We start from the raw sequence: 24,685 nt of genomic DNA on the forward strand, positions 1-24,685 counted from the left end.
TCCTTTAAAAACTTGCTTTAAAAATTTAAAGTTAAATACTTAAAAAAATTTAGGTATTTAACACTAATTTTTTATTAAAGCAGTATTGAGTAGAGTTTTATCTCTACTCAATACATATTTTTTTATTATTTTGCGTTATTAACAATAACTTCTACAGCTTTTTGAGCTAAGCTCTCTGTTTTTAAGCTGTGGTTGAATTCATCAAGGTTAGAATTTTTATTTAATTCAGCCTCTAATTGCTCTTTAGTCATACCATACATTTTAGCAATCTCTTCAACTTTAGTATTTAACTCTTCAGCAGTAACTTCTAAATTTTCAGCTTTAGCTATAGCTTCTAAAACTAAATCAACTTGAACTTTGTTATGAGCCATAGGAGCTATTTGGTTGAAAGCTTGCTCTTTAGTCATACCAGTCATTTTTAAATATTGATCAAGATCCATTCCTTGCATAGCTAATTGTTGGTTCATTTCAGCCATTCTGTTTTCTACTTCTCTAACTACCATAGATTTAGGTACATCAACTTTAGAATCAGCAACAACTTTTTGGATTAATTTTCCAACGAAGTTATTTTGAACTCTAGCTTCTTCTCTAGCTGTAATTTCAGCAGTTTTCTTAGCTTTTAAATCTTCAACAGACTCAAATCCAGCTTCTTTTGCAAACTCTTCAGTTAACTCTGGCTTAGCTAAAGTTTTGATAGAGTTTATTTTTACTTTAAATGTAGCAGGTTTTCCAGCTAATGCTTCAGCATGGTACTCAGCAGGGAAAGTTACATTGATTTCTCCCTCTTGTCCTACTGTATATCCAACTAATTGATCTTCAAATGTATCAATAAACATTTTTGATCCTAATTTTAATTGGTGAGAATCAGCTTTTCCACCTTCAAATGGAACACCATCGATAAATCCTTCAAAAGCAAGATCTACAGTATTTCCCATTTCAGCTTTATGTCCTTCTTGAGCGTCCTCTAATTTAGATTTAGCATTTAACATGTTTTCAATTTCTTTATCTAAAAGATCATCAGTCATTTGGAAAGTCTCTTTTTCAACCTCTAAACCTTTGTATTCTCCTAAAGTGATTTCAGGATAAACATCAACTTTAAATGTTATTTCAAGAGAATCTTTCATGTTAGCAACAAGATCGTAAATGAAACTTACTGGAGCGATTTTTTCTTCAGCAACGATTTTTTCAAAGTTTGCTTTAAGAACAGAGTCAACAACCTCTTCTTTTATTGCATCAGCAAAAGCAGCTTCAACTTTGTTTAATGGTGCATGTCCTTTTCTAAATCCAGGAACCTCTACTTTAGTAGCTAAAGTTTTAATAACCTCTGATTTAATTGGTGATAACTCTTCAGCTGTTAAAGTTAATGTAATCTCAACTGCTGAATGTTCGATTTTTTTTAATTCGTGTTTCATCATTTCCTCCTTAAAGTATTTATGTATTAATATCTCAAATCTTATGAGATTTAAGATCTTTTAAACGAAACTGATAAAATTCTTCCCCTTTGTTAATAATTTTTTCAGGATAGTAAATGATATCATAAAGCATATCCTTATTATTTTTATGTAACTTTGAACTTAAATCAAAAGCTACAAGAGGGTAAGATTTTCCATTTTTTAATAAAAATCCATTGAAATGTCTATTTTCAATACCGAAAAACTTTGTATCTATAATTTTAACTCCTCTATCAAGAAAATAGGGATGTTTATTTTCAAGGCCAAAGGGACCTAATTTTTTTATATCATTAATATGATTTTTATTTATTTTATCGACAGATAACTCTAAATCGATTTCTAAAAACTTAGGTTGATTTATATTGTGCTCATGAACTTGAATCTCCCTTTGAAATAAAAGTTCTATTTCAGGAAGATTTTTTTCATCAGCTATAAATCCAGCAGCCAAGTCATGACCACCAAAACGTATTAATTTATTTTCAATAAGTTTTAAAATATTGAAAATATTTACACCAGGAATACTTCTACATGAAGCTTTAGCAATACCATCTTTTAATGAGATCATAGCGACAGGTAAATTATATTTTACACTTAACCTAGAAGCAACCACACCAATAACTCCAGGATGCCATCGCTCTGATGCAACAAAAATATATTTTAAATTATTTGGATCATTTTTTTGTTGAATCATTTTGTTTGCTTCATCAAATATCATTCTTTCAAGTTCTCTTCTTTGCTTATTAGCTTTTTTCATCTCTTCAATAATATTGTAGATTTCAAAATCATCTGTTTTCATAAAGAAATCAGCACCTAATTTAGAATTTCCAAGTCTTCCTAAAGAGTTTATAAGAGGAGAGACAAAATAACTGATATCTGTTGTACTAATATCTTTATTATAAAGTTTTAGATATTTCATAAGGTAAACCAAACCCTTAATTTTAGTATTTTTAAGAGTTTCTAAACCTCTACTTATAATAATTCTATTTTCGTCAAACATAGGAACTACATCAGCAACGGTTCCTATCATAATAACATCCATAAACTGATATAATTTAGAGAAATCTTCATTTAGATAAGAGTAAACTCCTTGAGCAACTTTTAAAGCTACTCCGGCTCCAGCCAAGAATTTAAATTTATAATTATCACTAAGTTTAGGATTAATGAAGAGAATATTATCCTCTTCTTCATCTTTTACACTTTTATGATGATCAGTAACAATAACTTCAATTCCTAGAGTACGAGCATACTCTACATCCTCATAGGAGTTAACTCCTGTGTCTACAGTAATTACTAGTTTTCCAGAATTTTTATGGATATAGTCAATGGTCTTTTTATCAAGACCATATCCTTCATCCATTCTATTAGGAATATAGTAATCAATATCAATTCCAATCTCTCTAAAAGCTAATACAAGGAAGATGGCAGCAGTTATTCCGTCGACATCATAGTCTCCGTAAATAAATAACTTTTCTTCATTATTTTTAGCTGAAACTATTTTTTCTACAACGCTATCCATCATTTCAAAATCAAAAGGATTTCTAAATTTATTTATAGATGGATTAAGAAAATTATCTACTTCATCTTTTTCTAAAAAGCCTTTCTTTAAAAGTAAAGTAGCTAAAAATTTAGAAACATTCCATTGACTAGCCTTAGTTTCAATAAGATTTTCAGATACTGTTTTATATTCCCAGTGCATAAAATTACCCTTTTAAGCTATCAAGTAACTGGGAGATTTTAATAGCGTGTTCTATAGTATCATCCAGTTTTATTCTCATTTCAGGAGTATATCTTAAGGCTAGTTCTTCAGATACTCTTTTTCTAAGAAAACCTTTAATTTCATTTAATCCTTCTAAAACTTCATTTTTATTAACAGTTTGTCCAGCTATTGGCATAATGCTAAAGAATAAATCTGCAAATTTTAAATCTTCAGTAACTCTAACACTAGTAATAGAAACCATAGCTTTTTTTAATTTTGGATTTTTAACCTCTTCGAAAAGACATTTAGAAACAACTCTAGAAACCTCTTTTTCAATTGCAGCTAATCTTTTTTTATTCATAATAAATCACCCACTTTTACTTTAAAGTTCTTTTAACTTCAATAATGTCAAATGCCTCAACAATATCTCCTTCTTTGATATCGTTAAAGTTTTCTATTCCTAAACCACACTCTTGACCAGCAACAACTTCTTTAGCGTCGTCCTTGTATCTCTTAAGTGTATTTAATTTTCCTTCATAAACAATAACACCATTTCTTAATATTCTGATGTTTGAATCTTTTCTAACTTTACCGTCAACAACAACACATCCGGCAACATTTCCAACTTTAGAAACTTTGAATACTTTTTTAATCTCAATTCTTCCAGAGTACATCTCTTTAAACTCAGGATCAAGCATACCTGTTAGAGCTTTTTCGATATCTTCTGTGATATGATAAATGATATTAGAAGTTCTAATTTCAACACCGTTAGAATCAGCTTCTTTTAAAGCGTTTGTAGTTGGTCTAACATTAAATCCAATTATAATTGCATTTGATGCTTCAGCAAGTTTAACGTCACTCTCTGTGATAGCTCCAGATGCAGCTTGAATAATGTTAACTAAAACTTCTTCATGAGAAAGTTTTAATAATGAATCTCTTAAAGCTTCAACAGATCCTCTAGAATCTGCTCTTAAGATTAAGTTTAATTCTTTTATGTTAGCGTGATCCATTTGTTGAGATAGAGTTTCAAGAGAGATAGATTTTCTACTAACTTCAGCAATCTTTCTTTCTTTAGCCATTTCTTCAACAATTCTCTTAGCGTGTTGCTCATTTTGGATAACATAGAATGTATCTCCAGCAGATGGAACATCGTTAAATCCAATAATTTCAATTGGTTGAGAAACTGTAGCAGATTGTACTTTAGTTCCTAAATCATTAACAAGAGCTCTAACTTTACCCATAGATTCTCCAGCAACGATAACCTCTCCAATTCTTAAAGTTCCCTCTTGAATTAAAACGTCAGCAATAGGTCCAACTTTAGGATCAAGTCTTGATTCTAAAACAATACCTTTAGCTCTTTTCTTAGGGTTAGCCTTTAATTCTAAAATCTCAGAAGTAATTAAGATTGTATCTAAAAGAGTATCTAAATTCATTCTAGCTTTAGCAGATACTTCAACAAACTCAGTATCTCCTCCCCATTCAACTGAAACTAATCCATGCTCCATTAATTCTTGCTTTACTCTCATAGGGTTAGCTTCTGGTTTATCAATTTTGTTAATAGCAACAATAATTGGTACATTAGCAGCTTTAGCGTGAGATAGGGCTTCTATTGTTTGAGGCATAACACCATCATCAGCAGCAACTACAAGAATTGCGATATCAGTAACTTGTGCTCCTCTAGCTCTCATATCAGTAAATGCCTCGTGTCCAGGAGTATCAACGAAAGTTATTTTTTTACCAGCCTTATCAATTTGGTAGGCTCCAATCTTTTGTGTAATTCCTCCAGCTTCTCCTGAAGCTACAGATGTTGTTCTAATAGCATCAAGTAAAGATGTTTTTCCGTGGTCAACGTGTCCCATAATTGTGATAACAGGAGCTCTTTCAATAAGATCTTCAGGTTTATCAGTAATTTCAAGGGCAAATTTATCTCCGAAATCTAATTCGATTTCTTCTTCTTCCTCAACTAAAGCATCATAATCTACAGCTAATTCTTCTGCTAATTCAAAAGAGATTGGGCTGTTGATAGTTAACATTTGACCTTTTAAGAATAATTTTTTTATAAGTTCCGAACTTCCAATTCCAAGTCTATCAGCAAAATCACCTAAAGTAATCTCTCCTCTGATTTTGATAATTTTCATTCCATCTTCTTCGATAATTTCAGGACCTTGCTCAGCTTTCTTTACAACGAAGTCTGCTCTTCTTCCTTTTTTTCTTTTTTTTGATTTTCCCTCATCTTTAGAGTTCTCATCATTAGTTTTATTTTTGTTCTTATTTTTGCTTTTCTTTGCAGGCTGATTCTCCTCTACAAAATCGTCTACATTATTAATTTCCATATTTTTTTTCATTGTTTCCTCCTCTATATAAACATTGTTAGAAACAACATCATCATTTTTTTTAGCAAAATAATCTGTGGCAATTTTTTCTTGCTCATCAGTTAATCCAGCTAGATGTGAGTGTACATCAATTCCAATATTGTTTAAAATATCCAAAAACTCTTTGTTTCCAAAACCATATTTCCTAGCTAATTCGTGTACTCTTATTTTCATAAAATTCAGACACCTCCAAATAGCCTAATCTATCAATCCCCTTGCAACTTTTTTATTTTTTATAGCAATCACGTTGATTTCATCTTTATTAAATATATCACCAAGTTGTGCTTTATCCCCAAAGTGAGCATAAGGAATATTAAATTCCTTAGCTTTTGCAATTATTTTTTTATCATTTTTTTCACTAATATCCTCAGCGATTATTAGGAAATGGATATGTTGAATATCTTCCATAACCATATTGATACCGAAAGTTAGATGTTCAGAGTTTTTCATTGCCTTTAAAATATTTAAGTAATCTTTAGATTGTTTCTTAAGAAGATTTACCATAGTAAGCAAATCTTCTATTTTTAGGCTATATTTTTTGTTTTTTGAAATTCTTTTAATACATTCATGAGTTTTACAAACATAGATTGCTCTAGCTTGAAGTTTTTGCTTTTCATCAAATGAATAGTTGCTTTCACTAATTTTTGCGATCCTAAAAAGTTCGCTTTTATTCTTCTTTTCTCTACAAACTACACAAGTTCTTTCAGGTGTATGATTAAGCATTTTCTTCCTCATCTAAATCAACAGTATTATTTTCTGTTTCTGCTTTGAAAGAATCAACAGTTTTAATATCTACTCTCATACCAGTTAATTTAGCAGCAAGTCTTGCGTTTTGTCCATTTTTACCAATAGCTAAAGAAAGTTGAGAATTTTCAACTAAAACTCTAGCTGTACTTCCTTCTTCAAGAACCTCAACACTGATAACTTTAGCTGGACTAAGAACAGCTGATACAAACTCTTCAACATCTTCTTTCCAAACAACGATATCAATTTTTTCACCATTTAATTCATTAACAATATTTCTAATTCTTAATCCCTTTTGACCAATACATGCTCCAACAGTATCGATGTTTTCATCAGCTGAGTAAACAGCAACTTTAGCTCTAGATCCAGCTTCTCTAGCAACTGATTTAATTTCGATAATACCATCTGCAATTTCTGGAATCTCTAATTCAAATAATTTTTTAAGTAATCCTTCATTTTTTCTAGAAATTACTATTTTAGGGAATTTATTTGTTTTTTCAACTTCAGCAACATAAACTTTTATTCTTTCTCCAACTCTGTAAACATCTGCTGGAGATTGCTCAGCAGTTGTTAAGATAGCTTCGCATCCATCAAATTCAATGAAGATATTTCTTTTTTCGTCAATTCTTCTGATAATACCTGTGATAATATCATGTTCTTTAACTTTGAATTTATCAAAAATATTTTGTCTCTCAGCTTCTCTAACTTTTTGAATAACAATTTGTTTACCATTTTGTATTGCATTTCTTCTAAACTCTTCACAATTAACCTCAAGTTTGATAACGTCTCCGACCTTAACTCTTTTGTGGCCAGCTTCAACAGCGTCCTCAACTGAAACTTCAAGAGCAGCATCATATAAATCTTCAGCAGTAACAACAGTTTTTATTTCAAAAACTTTTACCTCACCTGTTGATCTATTAATTTCTACCTCAACGTTTTCTTCCTCACCATAGTGCTTCTTATAAGCAGCTAACATAGCTTGCTCTACTGCTTCAAGAAGACTCTCTTTGTTTATTCCTTTTTCTTTCTCAAGCTGCTCAAGAGCTTCTAAAAAGATTTTTCCATCTTTACTTTTCATAATGGGTTTTCCTCCTAACTATAACTAAATAAATAATTAAATATCACTAAAATCAAAGACAATATTTGCTTTTTTAATCTCTTTAAAAGGTATTTCAAGAGTTTCACCTTTTATATTTAAGAAAAGTGTTTCATCTTTAAAATCTTCAATAATACCTTCAAAATTCTTGTTATCATTAAGCTTATGCTTTAAACTAACTTTAATTTTCTCACCGTTAAATCTAACAAAGTCAGATTCTTTCTTTAAAGGTCTTTCAACTCCTGGAGAAGAAACCTCTAAAAAGAACTTATGAGGAATTAAAGCATCAATAGCTTCATCAATATCGTTGCTAAGAGCACCGCAATCTTCAAGAGTAATGTCACCTTCAGGTTTTTCTATAAAAATACGTACGTATAAATATCCACCTTCTTGAATATATTCCAAGTCAACTAAATCAACTTCTCTTTTTTCGATAGCTGGAATAACAACTTTTTCTATTTTTAAAAGAGTTTCTTCCATCTCTCTTTTATCAAGTTTTATCATAAAAATTCACCTCTTTCCAAATAAAAACTATAAAGAAAGAGTGGGATTTCCCCACTCTTGTCAGCTCTAGTATAAATTATCCAATTAGAGTATAGCATAAATATAAAAAAAAATCAATGAAATCATACGATTCTATATAGATAGATATATTAATGTAGGAAAAAAATAAAATATATAGATAAGAAGCGAATAGTTATAATATATTTTATAAATAGTTGAAAAATCAATGATATAAATTTATTATTTCTATTGTGTTTTTTTAAAACGTAGTGTATAAAATATATTATAAAAGTTTGTTTTTTATAGGAAAAAAAATAGTGAGGTGTTATTTTCAATGAAAAATGGAAAGAAAGTAGTAATTGGTGTAATTGGTTCTGACTGTCATGCAGTAGGAAATAAAATTATACACCACGTATTAGAGAGCAACGGATTTGAAGTAATCAATATAGGAGTTTTATCTCCACAAATTGATTTCATTAATGCTGCAGTAGAAACAAAGGCTGATGCAATAATCGTATCATCTTTATATGGACATGGGGAATTAGATTGTCAAGGGATGAGAGAAAAGTGTGAAGAAGCTGGATTAAAAGATATCTTACTTTATGTTGGAGGAAACATTGTTGTTGGAAAACAAGATTGGTCAGATGTAGAATCTAGATTTAAAGCTATGGGATTCAATAGAGTTTATAGACCAGGAACTCCAATTGAACTAACAACAGAAGATTTAAAATCAGATTTAGGAATTTAATTATCTAAATCTAATAAACTTAAAGAAAAGAGATGATTTCTATGAAATGTTATCTAACTATTGACTTTGGTAGTACATATACAAAGTTAACAGCGATAGATTTAGTAGGAGAAAGAATTCTAGCAACTGCTAAAGATATAACAACTGTAGAAGATGATATAATGATTGGTTTTGATAAAGCTTATGAGAAACTTGTAAAAGAAATTGAGAAAGAAATTCCAATATCACAAGTTGAATTTGTGGACAAAATAGCATGTTCATCAGCAGCTGGTGGATTGAAAATGGTTGCAATCGGATTAGTTCCAGAACTGACAGCTGAAGCAGCGAAAAAAGCAGCTTTAGGAGCAGGGGCAAGAGTTATGAAAACATACTCATACGAATTAAACTCTCGTGAGATGGAAGAGATTAAAAACTCTCCAATAGATATAATTCTTTTAGCTGGTGGAACAGACGGTGGAAACAAAGAGTGTATAATACATAATGCTAGATTGGTAGTTGAGCATGATATAAGAAAGCCAATTATTGTAGCAGGAAATAAAGCAGCATCAGACGAAATAGAAAGAATTTTTTCTGAGGCAGGATTAGATTATTATATGGCTGACAACGTTATGCCAAAAATAAATAAACTTAACGTTGAACCAGCTCGTGAAGAAATAAGAAAAGTATTCATGAATAAGATAATAGAAGCAAAAGGAATGAAGAAGGCTGAAAGTTTTATCAGCGGAATATTAATGCCAACTCCAGCAGCAGTATTAAAAGCAGCAGAAGTACTATCAGAAGGAACAGACGAAGAAGATGGAATTGGAGATTTAATTATAGTTGATATTGGTGGAGCGACTACAGATATTCATTCTATAGGAAAAGGTGATCCATCAAAACCTGGTGTTCTCTTAAAAGGATTAGAAGATCCTGTTGCTAAAAGAACTGTTGAGGGAGATTTAGGGATGAGATATTCGGCAATCTCTTTATTGGAAGCAGCTGGAACTAGAAAAATAAGAAATTATTTAAATGATGTAGATAAAAAATGGGATGTAAAAGGTCACTGTAGCTATAGACATGATCATATAAAAATGGTTCCTCAATCAAAAGAAGAAATTTTGTTTGATGAAGCAATGGCTAAAGTTGCAACAGAGCTATCAATGACTAGACATTGTGGAGTTTTAGAGTGTATATATACACCTATGGGAACAATGTTTAATCAAAGTGGTAAAGATCTTTTAAATGCACCTTATATAATAGGAACTGGGGGAGTTATCGTTCATAGTGAGAATCCAAGAGGGATTTTAGAGGCTGGAAAATTTAATCCAGCAGAACCGATATATTTAAAACCAGAAAACCCAAAATTTATGGTAGATAAGACATATATTCTATCATCTATGGGATTATTAGCTCAAAAAGAGCCGGATTTAGCGATAAAAATAATGAAAAAATATCTGATTGAAGTATAAGTTTTGAGGAGGAATCTGATCAATGAATTTAAAATTTAAAAAATGGACCGATGAAGAGTTCTTTAAAATAAGAGAAGAGGTTTTAAAGCAGTGGCCAACAGGGGCGGATGTAAATTTAGAGGAAGCTGTAGCTTATCACAAAGCTTTACCTGAGCACAAAAACTTCGCTAAAAAATTAATAGATGCAAAAGCAAAAAATATAACTTTAGCTCAACCAAGAGCAGGAGTTGCTTTAATTGAGCAACATATTGAGTTATTAAATTTCTTAGATAAAGAGGGTGGAGCTGATTTATTACCATCTACAATAGATTCTTACACAAGACAAAATAAATATGAGAACTGTGAAAAAGGAATTGAAGAGTCTAAAAAAGCAGGAAGATCATTATTAAATGGATTCCCAGGTGTAAACCATGGAGTTAAAGGTTGTAGAGAAGTTGTAGAAGCAGTAAACTTACCTTTACAATTAAGACATGGAACTCCAGATGCTAGATTATTATCAGAGATAATGCTAGCTGCTGGATATACATCAAACGAGGGTGGAGGAATATCTTATAACATTCCTTACGCAAAATCAGTAAGTTTAGAGCAAACAATAAGAGATTGGCAATATTGTGATAGATTAGTTGGATGGTACGAAGAGCAAGGAGTTTCTATCAATAGAGAACCATTTGGACCACTAACAGGAACATTAGTTCCACCATCAATTTCAAATGCTGTTCAAATCATTGAGTGTTTACTAGCTGCTGAGCAAGGAGTTAAAAATATCACTTTAGGATATGGACAATGTGGAAACTTAGTACAAGACGTTGCTGCAGTAAGATCTATGATGGAGCAAGCTGAGGAGTACTGTAAAGAGTTCGGTTATGAAAATATGCAATTAACTTCTGTATTCCACCAATGGATGGGAGGATTCCCTGAAGATGAAGCTAAAGCCTTTGGAGTTATTTCAAATGGAGCATCAGCAGCAGCATTAGCAGGAGCAACAAAAGTTATCGTAAAAACACCTCACGAGGCTATTGGAGTACCAACAAAAGAAGCTAACGCAATGGGAATCAGAGCAACAAAAATGGTATTAAACTTATTAAGAGGACAAAACTTACCAAACTCTGAAGAAGTTCAATTTGAAAAAGATATGATAAAAAGAGAAGTTAAGCAAATTATCGATAAAGTACTTGAGTTAGGAAATGGAGATTTAGCAGTAGGAACTGTTAAAGCATTTGAACAAGGAGTTTTAGATATTCCATTTGCACCATCAAAGTACAATGCAGGAAAAATGTTACCAGCAAGAGATAATAATGGAATGATCAGATATTTAAATGCAGGAAACTTACCTTTATCAGAGGATATAAAAGCTTTCCATACTGCTAAATTACAAGAAAGAGCAGATTTTGAAGGAAGAGAAATAAGTTTCCAAATGACAGTAGATGATATATTTGCTGTAGGAAAAGGAACATTAATTGGAAGACCAGCAACAAAATAATTTCTATAAGAATAAAAATATTATTTAAAATTTGATTTATTATAAAAGTTAGGGAGAGAGATCTCCCTCGTAAAAATCAGGAGGAATTAAAATGAGAATAGTTGATGTAGTATGTTCAGCAGGAAAAACAGGTTTTTACTTTGATGACCAAAGAGCTATAAAAAAAGGAGCAGGACATGATGGATTTGCTTATGTAGGAGAGCCAGTAACAGAAGGATTTACTTCAATTAGACAAGCTGGAGAAGCAATCTCTGTACAATTAATATTAGAAGATGGTCAAGTAGCATTTGGAGATTGTGCAGCAGTACAATATTCTGGTGCGGGAGGAAGAGACCCATTATTCCTTGCTAAAGATTTTATTCCAGTAATTGAAAAAGAAATCGCTCCAAAGTTAATTGGAAAAGAGTTAGAGAACTTCAAATCATTAGCTGAAGAGTTTGATGGAATGTTATTAGATGGAAAAAGATTACATACTGCTATAAGATATGGAATTACTCAAGCTTTATTAGATGCTGTAGCAAAAGCTAGAAAAGTAACTATGGCTGAAGTTATTCAAAAAGACTATAATACAGGTTTAGAAATTTCAAAAAGACCTATATTCACTCAATCAGGAGATAACAGATACGAGAATGCAGACAAAATGATTATAAAATCTGCTGATGTTTTACCACATGCTTTAATAAATCATGTAGAAACAAAATTAGGTAAAAATGGAGAGTTATTACTTGAGTATGTTGGATGGTTAAGAGATAGAATAATCCACTTAAGAGATTCAGAAGACTACACTCCTATTTTACACATAGATGTATATGGAACAATTGGAGCAGCATTTGATGGAGATACAACAAAAATGGCAGACTATTTACAAACGTTAGTAGATGCAGCAAAACCATTTAAATTAAGAATTGAAGGTCCTATGGACGTAGAGGATAGAGATAAGCAAATTGAAGCTTTAGCAGCATTAACAGCTGAAGTAGATAGAAGAAATATGGGAATCGAGTTAGTTGCTGATGAGTGGTGTAACACTTATGAGGATATCGCAGCTTTTGCTGATGCTAAAGCTGGACACGTAGTTCAAATAAAAACTCCAGATTTAGGAGGAGTAAATAACATAGCAGATGCAATTCTTTACTGTAACAAAGTAGGAATTGGTTCTTACTGTGGAGGAACTTGTAACGAGACTAACAGATCGGCTGAAGTTACTACTAACATAGCTATGGCATGTGGAGCTCTTCAAGTTTTAGCAAAACCAGGAATGGGTGTTGACGAAGGATACATGATTGTATTTAATGAAATGAGCAGAGTAGAAGCTTTAGTAAACAGAAGAAAGTAATAGACTTTTAATTCTGGGAAAAGGTGGGGGTCTCCTACCTTTTCCTTTAATTTTATAGAAAATTCTAAGAGGTGAATAGAATGACAATAAATAAACCCGCTAAATGTGGAACATTAGAGTCTAATGATATATTTATAATGTTAACTCCAAGTGAAAATGGGATAAGTATTGAATTAGAAAGTGTTGTAGAAAAGCAGTTTGGAAATCATATAAAGATGGTTATTGAAGAGAAATTAAAAGAGATGGGAATTACTTCAGTTTTGGTAAAAGCTCAAGATAAAGGAGCTTTAGATTATACAATAAGAGCTAGAATTGAGGGTGCTGTTAAAAGAGGTTGTTAAATATTCCTTTTAAGGTGAGGTGTTAGTGTGAAATTAAGAAGAACAATGTTATTTATGCCTGGAAATAATCCAGGAATGCTACAAACAGCAGATACATTTGGAGCAGATTCAGTAATATTTGATTTAGAAGATGCAGTTGCTTTGACAGAAAAAGATGCAGCAAGAATATTAGTAACAGAAGCTATGAGAACGATGAATTATGGAGAAACAGAAGTTGTAATAAGAATAAATCCATTATCATCTCCATTTGCAATGACAGATATAGATAAGATGGCTAGATTAAAGCCAGATGCAATACTACTTCCAAAAGCTACTCCAGAAGATATGGAAGTTTTAGAAAAAGAGTTAGAAAGAATTGAAAAAGAGGAAGGATTTGAAGTAGGAACTATAAAAGTTCATGCGTTAGTAGAAACAGCTTATGGAGTAGAAACTGTTTATGAAACAATAAAATCTTCTAATAGAATTCAAGCTGTTTTATTAGGTGGAGAAGATTTAGCTGCAGATTTAGCAGTAAAAAGAACTAAAGATTCAGAAGAGTTGTTTTATGCTAGAACAAAGGTAGTAAATGCTTGTAAAGCATTAAAAGTAGATGCAATAGATACACCTTTTACTGATACAAATGATTATGAGGGATTAGCTGCAGATTCGAGAAAAGCTAAAATGTTAGGATTCTCTGGGAAGTTAGCTATAAATCCAAGACAAATAGATACAATTCATGAAGTGTATTCTCCAACAAAGCAGGAGATAAATCATGCTTTAAGAGTTATGACAGCAAAAGAAGAAGCTGAAAAAGAAGGGTTAGGTGTGTTCTCTTTAGATGGAAAGATGGTTGATCTTCCAATTATAAATAGAGCTATCCAAACTTTAGAAATTGCTGAAATGATTGGATTATTAGATTAATTTAGGGTGAGGTGTTCTAATGAAAAATATTTTAGGAAGAGAAATTCCTGAATTTATAGAAGGATATGGAGAAGTAAAACAATATAAAGGATATCTTTCAAATAAAGATGGAGTAATAAAAAAGGATTTTAAATTTAAAACTATATCTGCTCAAGATTCAAAATTACATACAGATTTAAACAAATTAATGGATAAATTACCATTGAAAGATGGAATGGTAGTATCATTTCATCACCATTTAAGAAATGGAGATTTTGTTTTAAATATGGTAATGGAAGAGATTGCAAAAAGAGGATATAAAGATATAACAATAGCAGCAAGTTCTATATTTCCTTGTCATAAAGGGTTAGTAAAAATGATAGAAGAAAAGGTAGTAACTCAAATATATGCTGCATATATATCTGGGCCAGTAGCCGAAGCTATATCTCAAGGAAAGTTAGAAAGACCGGCTATAATGCATACACATGGTGGAAGAGCAAGAATATTTGAATCAGGAGAGAGGACTATTGATATTGCATTCATGGCAGCTCCTACAAGTGACGAATATGGAAATATAAATGGTGTAGATGGGAAATCAGCTTGTGGAGCATTAGGATATGCTCATACAGATGCAGAGTTAGCAAACATAGTTGTAGCTATAACAGATAATTTAGTTGAGTATCCAAATACAACAATTGAAATAAATCAAACTTTAGTAGACTATGTTTTAGTTGTAGATGCAATAGGAGATCCAAAAGGAATTGTATCAGGAACAACTCAAATAACTAAAAATCCTATTGGATTAAAAGTTGCAGATTTAACGGCAAAATTTATTGAGGAATCTGGATATTTAAAAAATGGTATGAGTTTCCAAACTGGTGCGGGAGGAATCTCTTTGGCTGTTGCAGCACAGCTAAAAAATATAATGAAACAAAAAGAGATTTGTGGAAGTTTTGCATCTGGAGGAATAACAGGGTATATTGTTGATATGTATAAAGAGGGGTTATTCAAAGCTTTATTTGATGTTCAATGTTTTGATTTAGATGCTATAAAATCAGCTAAGGAAAATCCAGCACATATAACGATGTCAGCATCAATGTATGCCAATGCAAACAATAAAGGAGCAGTTGTAAATAAATTAGACGTTGTTATTTTAGGGGCAACAGAGATTGATACAAACTTCAATGTAAATGTAACAACAGGATCTAATGGAGTTATAATGGGAGGATCAGGTGGTCATTCAGATACTGCAGCAGGTTCAAAATTATGTATAATAGTATCGCAACTTGTTAACTCTAGAATGTCCGTTGTAAAAGATAAGGTTACAACATTAACTACACCAGGTGAAACAGTTGATATTCTTGTGACTGAAAGAGGAATTGCTATAAATCCTTTAAGAAAAGATTTATTAGAAAAATTTAAAGATTCTAAACTTCCAATAAAAACAATAGAGGAGTTAAGAGAGATAGCTAGAAATATGACTGGACAAGAGAATGAGATTGAGTTTGAAGATGAAATAGTTGCAGTTGTTGAGTATAGAGATGGTACTGTTGTAGATACAATAAAAAAAGTAAAATAAAATTTTGTGGAGAAGTATTTCTCCACTTTTTTATTTAATTATAGGAATAAAATATTCTGTGTAAAATACAAAAAATAAAATAAAAAATTCTTGATTTTATAGATTGTATGATGTAATATATGTTTGTAAAGGAGGAAATATGATTGAAAATATTATAAAAAGTATGAAAAATAATTTATCTGAAAGCGAGAAAATAATTGCTTCATATATTGTTAAAAATAAAAATATAATAGGAGAGATTACTTCGACAGAGTTAGCTAAAAAGATAGGGGTAAGTCAATCTTCAATTATTAAATTTATAAAAAAAATAGGATTTTCAGGATATATAGCATTTAAGTTACAATTAGAAAGGGATTTAGAAAATAAAAAAAGTTCATCCAAAAATAAAATACACAGTGATATAAATCTAGAAGATTCTTTAGAAGAGGTAACAAAAAAAACATTAGCAGAAACTATAGAAGCTTTAAATAGCACTGTAGGAGTAATTGATTATAAAAATTTTGAAACTATTATAGAAAAAATCAGAGAAAGTAGTCGTATTTTGATAATAGGAGCTGGAATGTCGTCTATTGTAGCTAGAGATTTAGAGTTAAAATTAATGAAAATAAAAATAGATACTGTTCACTATGATAGTAAACAGATGCAACTTATGAAACTTTCAACAATGAATGAAAAAGATTTAGTTATAGCAATTTCTCATAGAGGAGAAACTCAAGAAGTTTTAGATGTTGCAAAAATTGCCAAAGATATGAAAGTTTGTGTTGTATCAATAACATCAATTGGTAAAAATAGTCTTTCTTCTTTAAGTGATTATAATATTGGAGTTGTTTCTAAAGAAAGTGTATTAAGAAGTTCAGCTATTTCATCTAGGATGGCACAAATGATAATATTAGATAGTATTTTTTTAAGATTAATGCAAAAAGATTACAGAAAAGTAAAAAAATATATAGAAAAAAGTAAAAAAATAGTGGGATGGGTGGAAAAATAAATGGAAAAAATATTAGAAGGAAAAACAACAGAAACAAGAAATTTAAAGAGCATGAATCTGGATAGCATGAGTATAAAAGAGGTTCTAATGCTTATAAATGATGAGGATAAAAAAGTTCCAGAAAGTATTCAAGAGGTTATTCCAGAAATTGAGAAAGCTGTACAATTAATTATAGAAGCTTTTAATAACGGTGGAAGGTTGATATATATGGGAGCTGGAACAAGTGGAAGATTAGGGGTTTTAGATGCTGTAGAATGTCCTCCAACGTTTGGAGTAGATAAGACAAAAGTAATGGGATTGATAGCAGGAGGAGAAAAAGCTTTTGTAGAAGCACAAGAGGGAGCAGAAGATTCAAAAGAATTAGCTATAGAGGAGTTAAATGGAATAGAGTTAAAATCAAATGATATAGTTTGTGGAATAGCTGCATCAGGAAGAACACCATATGCAATAGGTGGGATTGAATATGCAAAAAAGTTAGGTTGTAAAACAATAGCAATTGCATGTAATAAGAGAAGTAAAATAGGAGAGGTAGCAGATGTGGCAATAGAGGTAGAAGTGGGACCTGAAGTATTGACTGGATCTACAAGAATGAAAGCAGGAACAGCTCAAAAATTAATTTTAAATATGATTAGTACTGCTTCAATGACAGGAATAGGAAAAGTTTATGAAAATTTAATGGTGGACTTAAAAATTACTAATATAAAGTTGCAGGAGAGAGCAAAAAATAATGTGATGCAAATAACGGGGTGTAGTTATGAAGTTGCTCAAGAAACATTAGAAAAAGCTAATAATCAAGTAAAAGTAGCAATCATAATGGTTTTATTAAAATGTGGTAAAGAAGAAGCATTAGAAAGATTAAATGAATCTAAAGGTTTTATAAGAGATGCAGTAAAATAATATCAAGGGGAGAGTTAAATGGATAATCAATCAATAGCAAGAGAGATAATTGAAAAATTGGGATCAAAAGATAATATAGCAGTCATAAACAATTGTATGACAAGAGTAAGAGTTTCTGTTAAGAATAATGATAAAGTAGATTTTAAAAACTTAGATGAAATTCCAGGGGTTATAAAAGTAATAAAAGATGATACGATTCAAGTAGTTGTAGGACCAGGAAAGAGTAAAAAAATAGCAGATGAAATGAAAAAACTTTGTGGAGAAATATCAACTAATGATGATGAATGGAAAAAAACAAAAGAGAGTGTAAAGTCAAAGCAAAGTAAATTCTCTTCAGTATTGAGAAGATTAGCAAATATATTTATTCCATTGATTCCAGCGATAATAGGGGCAGGTCTTTTAAATGGAATAGCAGGGTATTTTCAGAATGTATACACAGCAGAGGGAATAAAAGATATGCCTATGTGGATAACATTTTTTCAAACTTTAGGTAGTGGTCTATTTGCATATTTTGCAATATTTGTAGGTATAAATTCAGCTAATGAGTTTGGAGCAACACCTGCTTTAGGTGGAGTTATTGGAGCAATAACAATAAGTGGTAATATAAATATATTTTCAAAAGCATTGGGATTGTATAATGCAGAAGTACCATTAAATAGTATATTGATTCCAGGTAAAGGTGGAATAATAGGTGTTATAATAGGTGTTGCAATTTTAGCTTGGGTCGAAAAGCAGCTTAGAAAAATTATACCAGATTTTTTAGATACAATTTTAACTCCTATGATTTCGTTATTGATAGTGGGAACATTAACAATATTTGCAATAATGCCTTTTGCAGGAGTAGTTTCAGATGGAATTATAAAGGTTTTTTCATTTTTTATAATGAGTGAAGGGCCGATGGCAATAATAGGTGGGTTTATATTAGCAGCATCATTTTTACCTCTATTAATGGTTGGATTACATCATGGACTAATACCATTTTATATGGTTCAACTAACACAATTTGGAAGTATCTCCTTATTTCCAATACTTTGTATGGCAGGTGGAGGACAAATAGGTGGAGCAGCAGCAATCTATATAAAGGCAAAAAAAAATAAAAAACTAAGAGATATAATAAGATCAGCAATGCCTGTTGCAATATTAGGAATAGGGGAGCCAATGCTTTATGGGGTAACACTTCCTTTAGGAAAACCATTCATAACAGCTTCAATAGCAGGTGGAATAGGTGGAGCATTTTTAGCAGCCACAAAAGTTCAAACAATAGCCTTTGGACCAGCAGGAATAACAGCTATTCCATTAGTTATTCCAGGAAAAATTTTATATTATATAATTGGATTAGCAATATCTTATATAGCAGGATTTATAATAACATATTTCTTTGGAATTCCAAAAGATATTGATGAAGCTGTATAAAAAATAAAAAAATAAAACTTTTTTTAAAAGATATTTGTCTAAAAGATATAATAAAGAAAAAAGTGTTATAAAAATAAATAATCTCCCCGTATTAAAAGAACCTTGTAAAAGAGGTTCTTTTAATTTTTTTAATAAAGGAAATGTGATAAAATTAGAAAAGAATATATTGGGAGGGATGAGATGATTTTAAAGTTTATAAATAAAATAAAAGATTATATAAGTGAATTGCAACTAACTCATTTTTATAGTCAAATGAAGGGAGCTTTAGAAAATTATAAAAGATCAAATTCAAATTTATGGGCAAATACCTTATGTTATTTTACAACATTATCTTTTATACCTGTTTTAGCGATAGCGTTTAGTATTGGAAGATGGTTTGGGATAGATAATTATTATCTTAAACAACTAACAGAGAGTTCCCCGTTAAATGAGGAGACTGTAAATCTTATACTAGAAACAACTCAGAATTTGCTACAAAATACTAGAAGTGGAATTATTGCAGGAGTAGGATTTTTATCATTAGGTTGGGTTATCATATCAATGTTTTCTGTGATTGAAAAAGCCTTAAATAGTATATGGGGAATTAGAAAAACAAGAGGTGTTTTTAGGAAAGTAACTGATTATTTTATTGTTTTTTTTATGTTACCAGTAAGTGTGATTGGAGCTAATATATTAACTAATCTAAAAACCGATATATTTTACAGTAAACATATAATACAGTTAATAGCACCATATTTAGCATTGTGGATATTTTTTATATTTTTTTATACTGTTCTTCCAAATACAAAAGTAAACTTAGTTCCAACTCTTTGGAGTAGTTTTATAATTTCATTTTTATTAAATCAAAGTAATATGCTATTAGTAAGATTACAGATAATAATAACAACATATAATAAAATTTATGGAAGCTTTTCAGTTCTGTTACTTTCTTTAATATGGTTAAAAATTGTATGGTTTTTAATTTTAATAGGAGCACACTTTTCATATATTTTACAAAATAGAGATAGTTTAGGAAAAATTGGAATAATAAAAAAAATAAATTTTATTTCAAAGTATAGGGTTACTCAAAAAGTATTACTAACATTGATGGAAAATTATTTGAAAAATAATAAACCAATATCTGCTATAGAGATATCTGAAAGTTTAAAAATACCAACAGAGTTAACTAGAGGGATTTTAGATATGTTAAAAAAAATGGGTTATATTTCAACGATTGAATGTGAAACAACAGATGAAAAAAATTATAAACTAACAATGAGTATAGAGATAATAACATTTAAGAAATTATATGAAGATATGGAAAATTTTGGCGAAAATTATGTGATAGATGAAGTTAAATTTAATGAAAATTTTAAAGTAATCGAATATTTTAAAAATATTTGATTGACAAAGTTTTTAAAATATAATATATTTTTCTTACATAATATAGTGTAGGAGGGATTTATGAAAAATAAGATAAACGAGATACTGGTAAACGACGAAAAGGCTTCTTTAAATAAAATAGCTAAAGAATTAGATATTTCAATGATTGAAGTTTTAAGAGAGGCACCAACTGTAAAAAAGTATGATATAGAAAAAATCGATGACTTGTTCGATATATTAAGAGGGTGGGAAAAGGTATTTTTATTAGTTATTACTCCAAGTTTTGTATTAGAAATACAAGATAAGTTCCCAAAAGGATTTTATGCTCATGGATTCTTAAATTTCCACGATAAAAATTCAACAATAGGTGGACATTTAAGTGTGGGAAAAATAAAAGAGATTTTTTTAGTAAAAGATATAATGTTTGGAAGAGAGAGCTATTCTATAAAATTCTTCGGAGAGGATGAAAAGGAGATATTTGCAGTGTATGTTCCAAGAAATGAGAAGAAAGAGTTGATTGAAGAGTGTTTAGAAAGTTTTAAAAGTTTATAAAAGTAAAAATAGGGAAAAGTTATGCTAGCTTTTCCCTATTTTTTATTTTATTTGTGCTTAGAAATAATATCTAAACTAAATTCAGTAGCTTTATCTAAATCCAATTGGTCTGGATGTGATTTAGCATCTTCCCATCTTTTTTTTCTTTCTTCGTTTGGAGACATTTTGTGATCAGATGGAAGTGTTGATAACCAAGAGATTAACTTTGGATCAATGGCTCCTTGACAAAAGTATCCACCTAAAATATTGTTATTATTATTTTTTAATAGAGTTTCAATGTTGTTAACACAATCTTTAGCATGTTCAGAGTGTGGATAAGCACCTAAAGTAAAGAAGTATGCAACATTTTTATCAAAAATTTGTTTAGCTAAAGTCAATGCTGTTTGATCGAAAGTGGCTCTATCAATCCAACCACCTACAAAAATTAAATCATAATCTAAGTTTACAATTTCAGAGATTGGTAAAAGGTTAGCAGTTGGAATACCTTTATGAATAGCTTGAGCTATTTTTTCTGTATTTCCAGTTTTTGATGAATATGTAATAAGTATTTTCATAAAATTAAAATCCTCCCATTATTTTTGATTAAATTTAAATTCTTTATAAAAGTATAGCTTTATTGGTTTATTATTTAAAGTTACAGGAGTCAATTTCCACTTGTTTAAAGTTTTTTCGACTTCTTTTTGGAAACCTAAACTATCTTTATCACTGTAAAATTTAATATCTTCAATTTCACCATTTAATCCCACAAGAAATCTAACCTTAATAGAAACTTCTTTAGTGTATGATACTCTTTTAGCAGCTAAAGGATACTCTGGATCAGGTTGAGAAATAAAAGAATATTTAAGTCCTTGGACCCCTTGATTTTTAGCAGCAAATACACCTTGCGAGAGCTCAATTAAATCAGTATTAGTATTTGTAGGTGTATTTGTATTTTCTGATTGGTGAGATTTTTTAGTGAGTTCATTTTTCTTTTTTTCTAAAACTTTTTTAGGTTTAGAAATTTTTTTATTATCTTTTTTTATAACTTCTCTTTTTTTCTCCTCAAATTTAGGTTTATCTATTTTTTCTTCTACCTTTTCTTCTAAAACCTCTTTTAGAATTTCATCTGATGATTCGGTTGGTTGCGGTTGTGGAGTTATTTGCATTGAATTGAAATTAACAGAGATAGATGGAGTAGTAAAATCATTTCCAATATTATTAATTTCAAAACTTTTGTTTGAATCTAAAGAAAAACCAAAAATAAAAATAAATATATGTAAAACTATTGAAAAAATAAAAAACTTCATAATTCCTCCAAAAAATAAGTAGTAAATCCATAATGATTATAACAAAAAATATTTTAATTATCAAATTATTTATAAAAAAATACTTTGTTTGAAAAATATATTGACTATTTAGTACAAAATCATTATAATAACTTTGAATGTCAAAATATTTAATTTTAGGAGGGAATGTATGATAGATATAATCAAAGCAGGAGGACCATTAATGGCTGTAATAATATTTTTATCAGTAGCAGGTCTTAGTGTGATACTGGAAAGAGGATACTACTTCTTTAAAAATGAAAAAGATAATGGAGAACTTCTAATAAATCATTTAGAGAAATTTATCAAAAATAATGAAAGAGAAAGAGCTATAAAAGCATGTGATTGCTTTAAAAATACATCAGCAAAGGTAATGAAAACAATTTTAATAGAATATAATGGTGAAAAAATGAATTGTTGTACTTATGATTATTTAGAAGAGAAAGCAAGAGAGTGTGCTTTAAGAGAGATGCCAAAATTGGAAAAAAATATGTGGATTTTAGCTTTAGCAGCTAATGTAACTCCATTAGCAGGGTTATTAGGAACTGTAACAGGAATGATTGGGGCATTTACAGCTATGTCAAAACATGGAGCAGGAGATCCAACAGTTCTAGCTTTTGGAATCTCTCAAGCGTTAATCACAACAGCATCAGGTTTAATCGTAGCAATACCTGCTTTAATATTTTATAATTTCTACCAAAAAAAGATTGAAAAAGCATTGGTTGATATGGAAAAAAATGTAGTGGAATTTATAAATATTTTAAGAAAGATGTAGGTATAGAATATGTTTAAATCAAAAGGGTTTATGAATTATCAAAGAAAACAATTAACACCAGATTTAACTCCATTAATAGATGTAGTATTTTTACTTCTAATATTTTTTATGGTTGCTACAACATTTGATGATATGAAGGGTATGAAAATAGATTTACCTAAATCAGAGGTTTCTGAAATAACAGAAGCTGTTGATAAAATTTCAATTTTAGTTACAAGTAATGGAGAGCTAAAAATAAAAATAGACAGACAAAAAGAGAGTTCCATAGTAGATATAAGAAAAGATGAATTGCAAGAAAAAATAAAAAATATAATTGTACTAATGGAAAATAAAAGAGTAGCAATATTAGCTGATAGAGGAATCGATTATGGAGATGTAGTAGATATAATGTCAGATATAAAGTTGGCTGGAGCACAAGCAATAGATATAGAGACTAAAGGGAAGTGATTAAATAATGTATTTTGAAACAAGATATAAGAGTCATCATAATTCTAGTGGATTGATAGGAAAGTATTATCCTCAAAAAAGAGTTACAGAGGAAGAATTTTTAAATAGATTAAAAGAGGAACCTAAAGATGTTCCAAGAGCTATATATGTTCATACACCATATTGTGATAAAATTTGTTCGTTTTGTAATTTAAATAGAGAGCAATTGAGTGGAAGTTTAGATTCTTATGCAGATTATATAGTTAGTGAATTTGATAAATATGGGGACTATAGATATTTTAAGGAAAAAAGTGTAGATGTAATATATTTTGGTGGAGGAACTCCAACAGTTTATAAAAATAATCAATTGGAAAAAATACTTCAAAGTGTTAATAGAAATATAAAATTTTCTGCAGAATATGAATTTACTTTAGAAACAACGCTACATAATTTAAATGATGAAAAAATAGAGTTAATGAATAAATATGGAGTTAATAGATTATCTGTAGGTATTCAAAGTTTCTCAGATGAAGGAAGAAAATTTTACAATAGAACGTATTCGAAAAATGAAACAATAGAGAGATTAATTCAATTAAAAGAAAAATTTAATGGAGAAGTTTGCATAGATATTATTTATAACTATCCAACGCAAAAAATAGAGGATGCTATAGAGGATGCCAAGATTATAAAAAAGTTAGATTTAGGAAGTTCAAGTTTTTATTCATTAATGGTTCATGAAGGGTCAACATTATCTCATGACATAAAAGATGAAAAAGTTAAAGTTCAAGAGGATTTAAAAAAAGAGAGAGAGTTACATGATGCGTTTATAAAAGAGTTAACTAAAGATAGTGATTATTATGTATTGGAGTTAACGAAAATAGCAAAAAAAGGAAGAGATAAATATAAATATATAAAAACTAGAAACTTTGGAGGAGACACTTTTCCAATTGGAGTTGGAGCTGGAGGAAATGTTGATAATATATCTATTTTTAGAATGAAGAAAGAGATGTCAATGTTTGTTGAAAAAAGTGATTATCAACAAAGATTGGATAAATTTAGCGGATTGTTTCAATTTCCACAAATAGATAAAAATATAGTAAAAAATATATTAACATCTGAAGAAATGATAGTTTTTGAAGAATTATTATTTGAGTTAAAAGAGAATAATTTTATATTAGAAGATAAAGAACATTACAAACTAACTGAAGATGGCTTATTTTGGGGTAACAATATATCTAGAGAGATTTTAACAACAGTTGTTGAAAAAACTTTAGGATTAATAAAAAAGTAATGGAGA

24 protein-coding genes are annotated in these 24,685 nt (G+C 29.9%); 15 read left to right on the forward strand and 9 right to left on the reverse strand.

Annotated features, from left to right (window positions below; all coding sequences use genetic code 11):
• Positions 1–125 precede the first annotated feature (125 nt).
• Genes tig through rimP form a run of 7 tightly spaced genes read right to left on the reverse strand, consistent with a single transcriptional unit; the run spans position 126 to position 7,839 of the window.
• Positions 126–1,412 (reverse strand): trigger factor, encoded by a 1,287-nt coding sequence (gene tig, locus H5J23_RS05015; RefSeq protein ID WP_185891166.1) that lies wholly within the window; start codon positions 1,410–1,412, stop codon positions 126–128.
• 34 nt (positions 1,413–1,446) lie between these two features.
• Complete coding sequence (gene recJ, locus H5J23_RS05020) at positions 1,447–3,147, reverse strand: single-stranded-DNA-specific exonuclease RecJ (RefSeq protein WP_185891168.1); 1,701 nt, start codon at positions 3,145–3,147, stop codon at positions 1,447–1,449.
• 4 nt (positions 3,148–3,151) lie between these two features.
• The gene (gene rbfA, locus H5J23_RS05025) at positions 3,152–3,508 is read right to left on the reverse strand and encodes a 30S ribosome-binding factor RbfA (protein WP_023050125.1); all 357 of its coding nucleotides are present in this window, start codon (positions 3,506–3,508) and stop codon (positions 3,152–3,154) included.
• 16 nt (positions 3,509–3,524) lie between these two features.
• The gene (gene infB, locus H5J23_RS05030; protein WP_023050124.1) at positions 3,525–5,693 is read right to left on the reverse strand and encodes a translation initiation factor IF-2; all 2,169 of its coding nucleotides are present in this window, start codon (positions 5,691–5,693) and stop codon (positions 3,525–3,527) included.
• 24 nt (positions 5,694–5,717) lie between these two features.
• Positions 5,718–6,242, reverse strand: coding sequence for a DUF448 domain-containing protein (locus H5J23_RS05035; protein WP_040406557.1), 525 nt, complete (start codon positions 6,240–6,242; stop codon positions 5,718–5,720).
• Positions 6,235–7,341, reverse strand: coding sequence for a transcription termination factor NusA (nusA, locus tag H5J23_RS05040; protein ID WP_023050122.1), 1,107 nt, complete (start codon positions 7,339–7,341; stop codon positions 6,235–6,237). The genes H5J23_RS05035 and nusA overlap by 8 nt, the downstream gene beginning before the upstream one ends.
• A gap of 36 nt (positions 7,342–7,377) precedes the next feature.
• Positions 7,378–7,839 carry a ribosome maturation factor RimP gene (gene rimP, locus H5J23_RS05045; protein WP_040406585.1) on the reverse strand — a complete coding sequence of 154 codons (462 nt, stop codon included), beginning with the start codon at positions 7,837–7,839 and terminating at the stop codon, positions 7,378–7,380.
• A gap of 358 nt (positions 7,840–8,197) precedes the next feature.
• Here rimP and glmS point away from each other — a divergent pair, with 358 nt between their 5' ends.
• The 12 genes from glmS to hutX all read left to right on the forward strand — a co-directional run bounded on the left by glmS (position 8,198) and on the right by hutX (position 20,883).
• Positions 8,198–8,611, forward strand: a complete 414-nt coding sequence (gene glmS / locus H5J23_RS05050) for a methylaspartate mutase subunit S (RefSeq protein ID WP_023050120.1) — start codon at positions 8,198–8,200, stop codon at positions 8,609–8,611.
• A 41-nt stretch (positions 8,612–8,652) separates the two neighbouring features.
• A complete protein-coding gene (gene glmL, locus H5J23_RS05055; RefSeq protein ID WP_185891171.1) occupies positions 8,653–10,059 on the forward strand; it encodes a methylaspartate mutase accessory protein GlmL in 1,407 nt (468 codons plus the stop codon).
• 22 nt (positions 10,060–10,081) lie between these two features.
• The gene (locus H5J23_RS05060) at positions 10,082–11,539 is read left to right on the forward strand and encodes a methylaspartate mutase subunit E (protein WP_185891173.1); all 1,458 of its coding nucleotides are present in this window, start codon (positions 10,082–10,084) and stop codon (positions 11,537–11,539) included.
• 91 nt (positions 11,540–11,630) lie between these two features.
• Positions 11,631–12,872, forward strand: a complete 1,242-nt coding sequence (locus H5J23_RS05065) for a methylaspartate ammonia-lyase (RefSeq protein ID WP_185891175.1) — start codon at positions 11,631–11,633, stop codon at positions 12,870–12,872.
• 80 nt (positions 12,873–12,952) lie between these two features.
• Positions 12,953–13,213, forward strand: coding sequence for a citrate lyase acyl carrier protein (citD, locus tag H5J23_RS05070; RefSeq protein ID WP_185891177.1), 261 nt, complete (start codon positions 12,953–12,955; stop codon positions 13,211–13,213).
• Between the two features lie 27 nt (positions 13,214–13,240).
• Complete coding sequence (locus H5J23_RS05075; RefSeq protein WP_185891179.1) at positions 13,241–14,113, forward strand: CoA ester lyase; 873 nt, start codon at positions 13,241–13,243, stop codon at positions 14,111–14,113.
• Between the two features lie 19 nt (positions 14,114–14,132).
• Positions 14,133–15,671, forward strand: a complete 1,539-nt coding sequence (citF, locus tag H5J23_RS05080) for a citrate lyase subunit alpha (RefSeq protein ID WP_185891181.1) — start codon at positions 14,133–14,135, stop codon at positions 15,669–15,671.
• A gap of 139 nt (positions 15,672–15,810) precedes the next feature.
• Positions 15,811–16,659: a MurR/RpiR family transcriptional regulator gene (locus H5J23_RS05085; protein ID WP_185891183.1), complete on the forward strand. Its 849-nt coding sequence runs from the start codon at positions 15,811–15,813 to the stop codon at positions 16,657–16,659.
• The gene (gene murQ / locus H5J23_RS05090) at positions 16,660–17,556 is read left to right on the forward strand and encodes an N-acetylmuramic acid 6-phosphate etherase (RefSeq protein ID WP_221892788.1); all 897 of its coding nucleotides are present in this window, start codon (positions 16,660–16,662) and stop codon (positions 17,554–17,556) included.
• A gap of 18 nt (positions 17,557–17,574) precedes the next feature.
• Positions 17,575–18,969, forward strand: coding sequence for a PTS transporter subunit EIIC (locus H5J23_RS05095; RefSeq protein ID WP_185891185.1), 1,395 nt, complete (start codon positions 17,575–17,577; stop codon positions 18,967–18,969).
• Positions 18,970–19,149: 180 nt separating this feature from the next.
• Positions 19,150–20,352, forward strand: a complete 1,203-nt coding sequence (locus tag H5J23_RS05100; protein WP_185891187.1) for a YhjD/YihY/BrkB family envelope integrity protein — start codon at positions 19,150–19,152, stop codon at positions 20,350–20,352.
• Positions 20,353–20,412: 60 nt separating this feature from the next.
• Positions 20,413–20,883: a heme utilization cystosolic carrier protein HutX gene (gene hutX / locus H5J23_RS05105; RefSeq protein ID WP_023050108.1), complete on the forward strand. Its 471-nt coding sequence runs from the start codon at positions 20,413–20,415 to the stop codon at positions 20,881–20,883.
• 47 nt (positions 20,884–20,930) lie between these two features.
• On the opposite strand, the gene H5J23_RS05110 is transcribed toward hutX, so the two are convergent.
• Together H5J23_RS05110 and H5J23_RS05115 are read right to left on the reverse strand one after the other, a co-directional pair.
• On the reverse strand, positions 20,931–21,437 hold the full coding sequence (locus H5J23_RS05110) for a flavodoxin family protein (RefSeq protein ID WP_023050107.1): 507 nt from the start codon (positions 21,435–21,437) through the stop codon (positions 20,931–20,933).
• Positions 21,438–21,455: 18 nt separating this feature from the next.
• Positions 21,456–22,169, reverse strand: coding sequence for an energy transducer TonB (locus H5J23_RS05115; RefSeq protein WP_185891189.1), 714 nt, complete (start codon positions 22,167–22,169; stop codon positions 21,456–21,458).
• Between the two features lie 169 nt (positions 22,170–22,338).
• Here H5J23_RS05115 and H5J23_RS05120 point away from each other — a divergent pair, with 169 nt between their 5' ends.
• Genes H5J23_RS05120 through H5J23_RS05130 form a run of 3 tightly spaced genes read left to right on the forward strand, consistent with a single transcriptional unit; the run spans position 22,339 to position 24,679 of the window.
• The gene (locus H5J23_RS05120; protein WP_023050105.1) at positions 22,339–22,962 is read left to right on the forward strand and encodes a MotA/TolQ/ExbB proton channel family protein; all 624 of its coding nucleotides are present in this window, start codon (positions 22,339–22,341) and stop codon (positions 22,960–22,962) included.
• Between the two features lie 9 nt (positions 22,963–22,971).
• A complete protein-coding gene (locus tag H5J23_RS05125; protein ID WP_023050104.1) occupies positions 22,972–23,409 on the forward strand; it encodes a biopolymer transporter ExbD in 438 nt (145 codons plus the stop codon).
• 7 nt (positions 23,410–23,416) lie between these two features.
• Positions 23,417–24,679, forward strand: a complete 1,263-nt coding sequence (locus tag H5J23_RS05130; RefSeq protein ID WP_185891191.1) for a radical SAM protein — start codon at positions 23,417–23,419, stop codon at positions 24,677–24,679.
• Positions 24,680–24,685: the final 6 nt, after the last annotated feature.

The organism is Cetobacterium sp. 2G large (genome assembly GCF_014250655.1).
Classification (GTDB): domain Bacteria; phylum Fusobacteriota; class Fusobacteriia; order Fusobacteriales; family Fusobacteriaceae; genus Cetobacterium_A; species Cetobacterium_A somerae.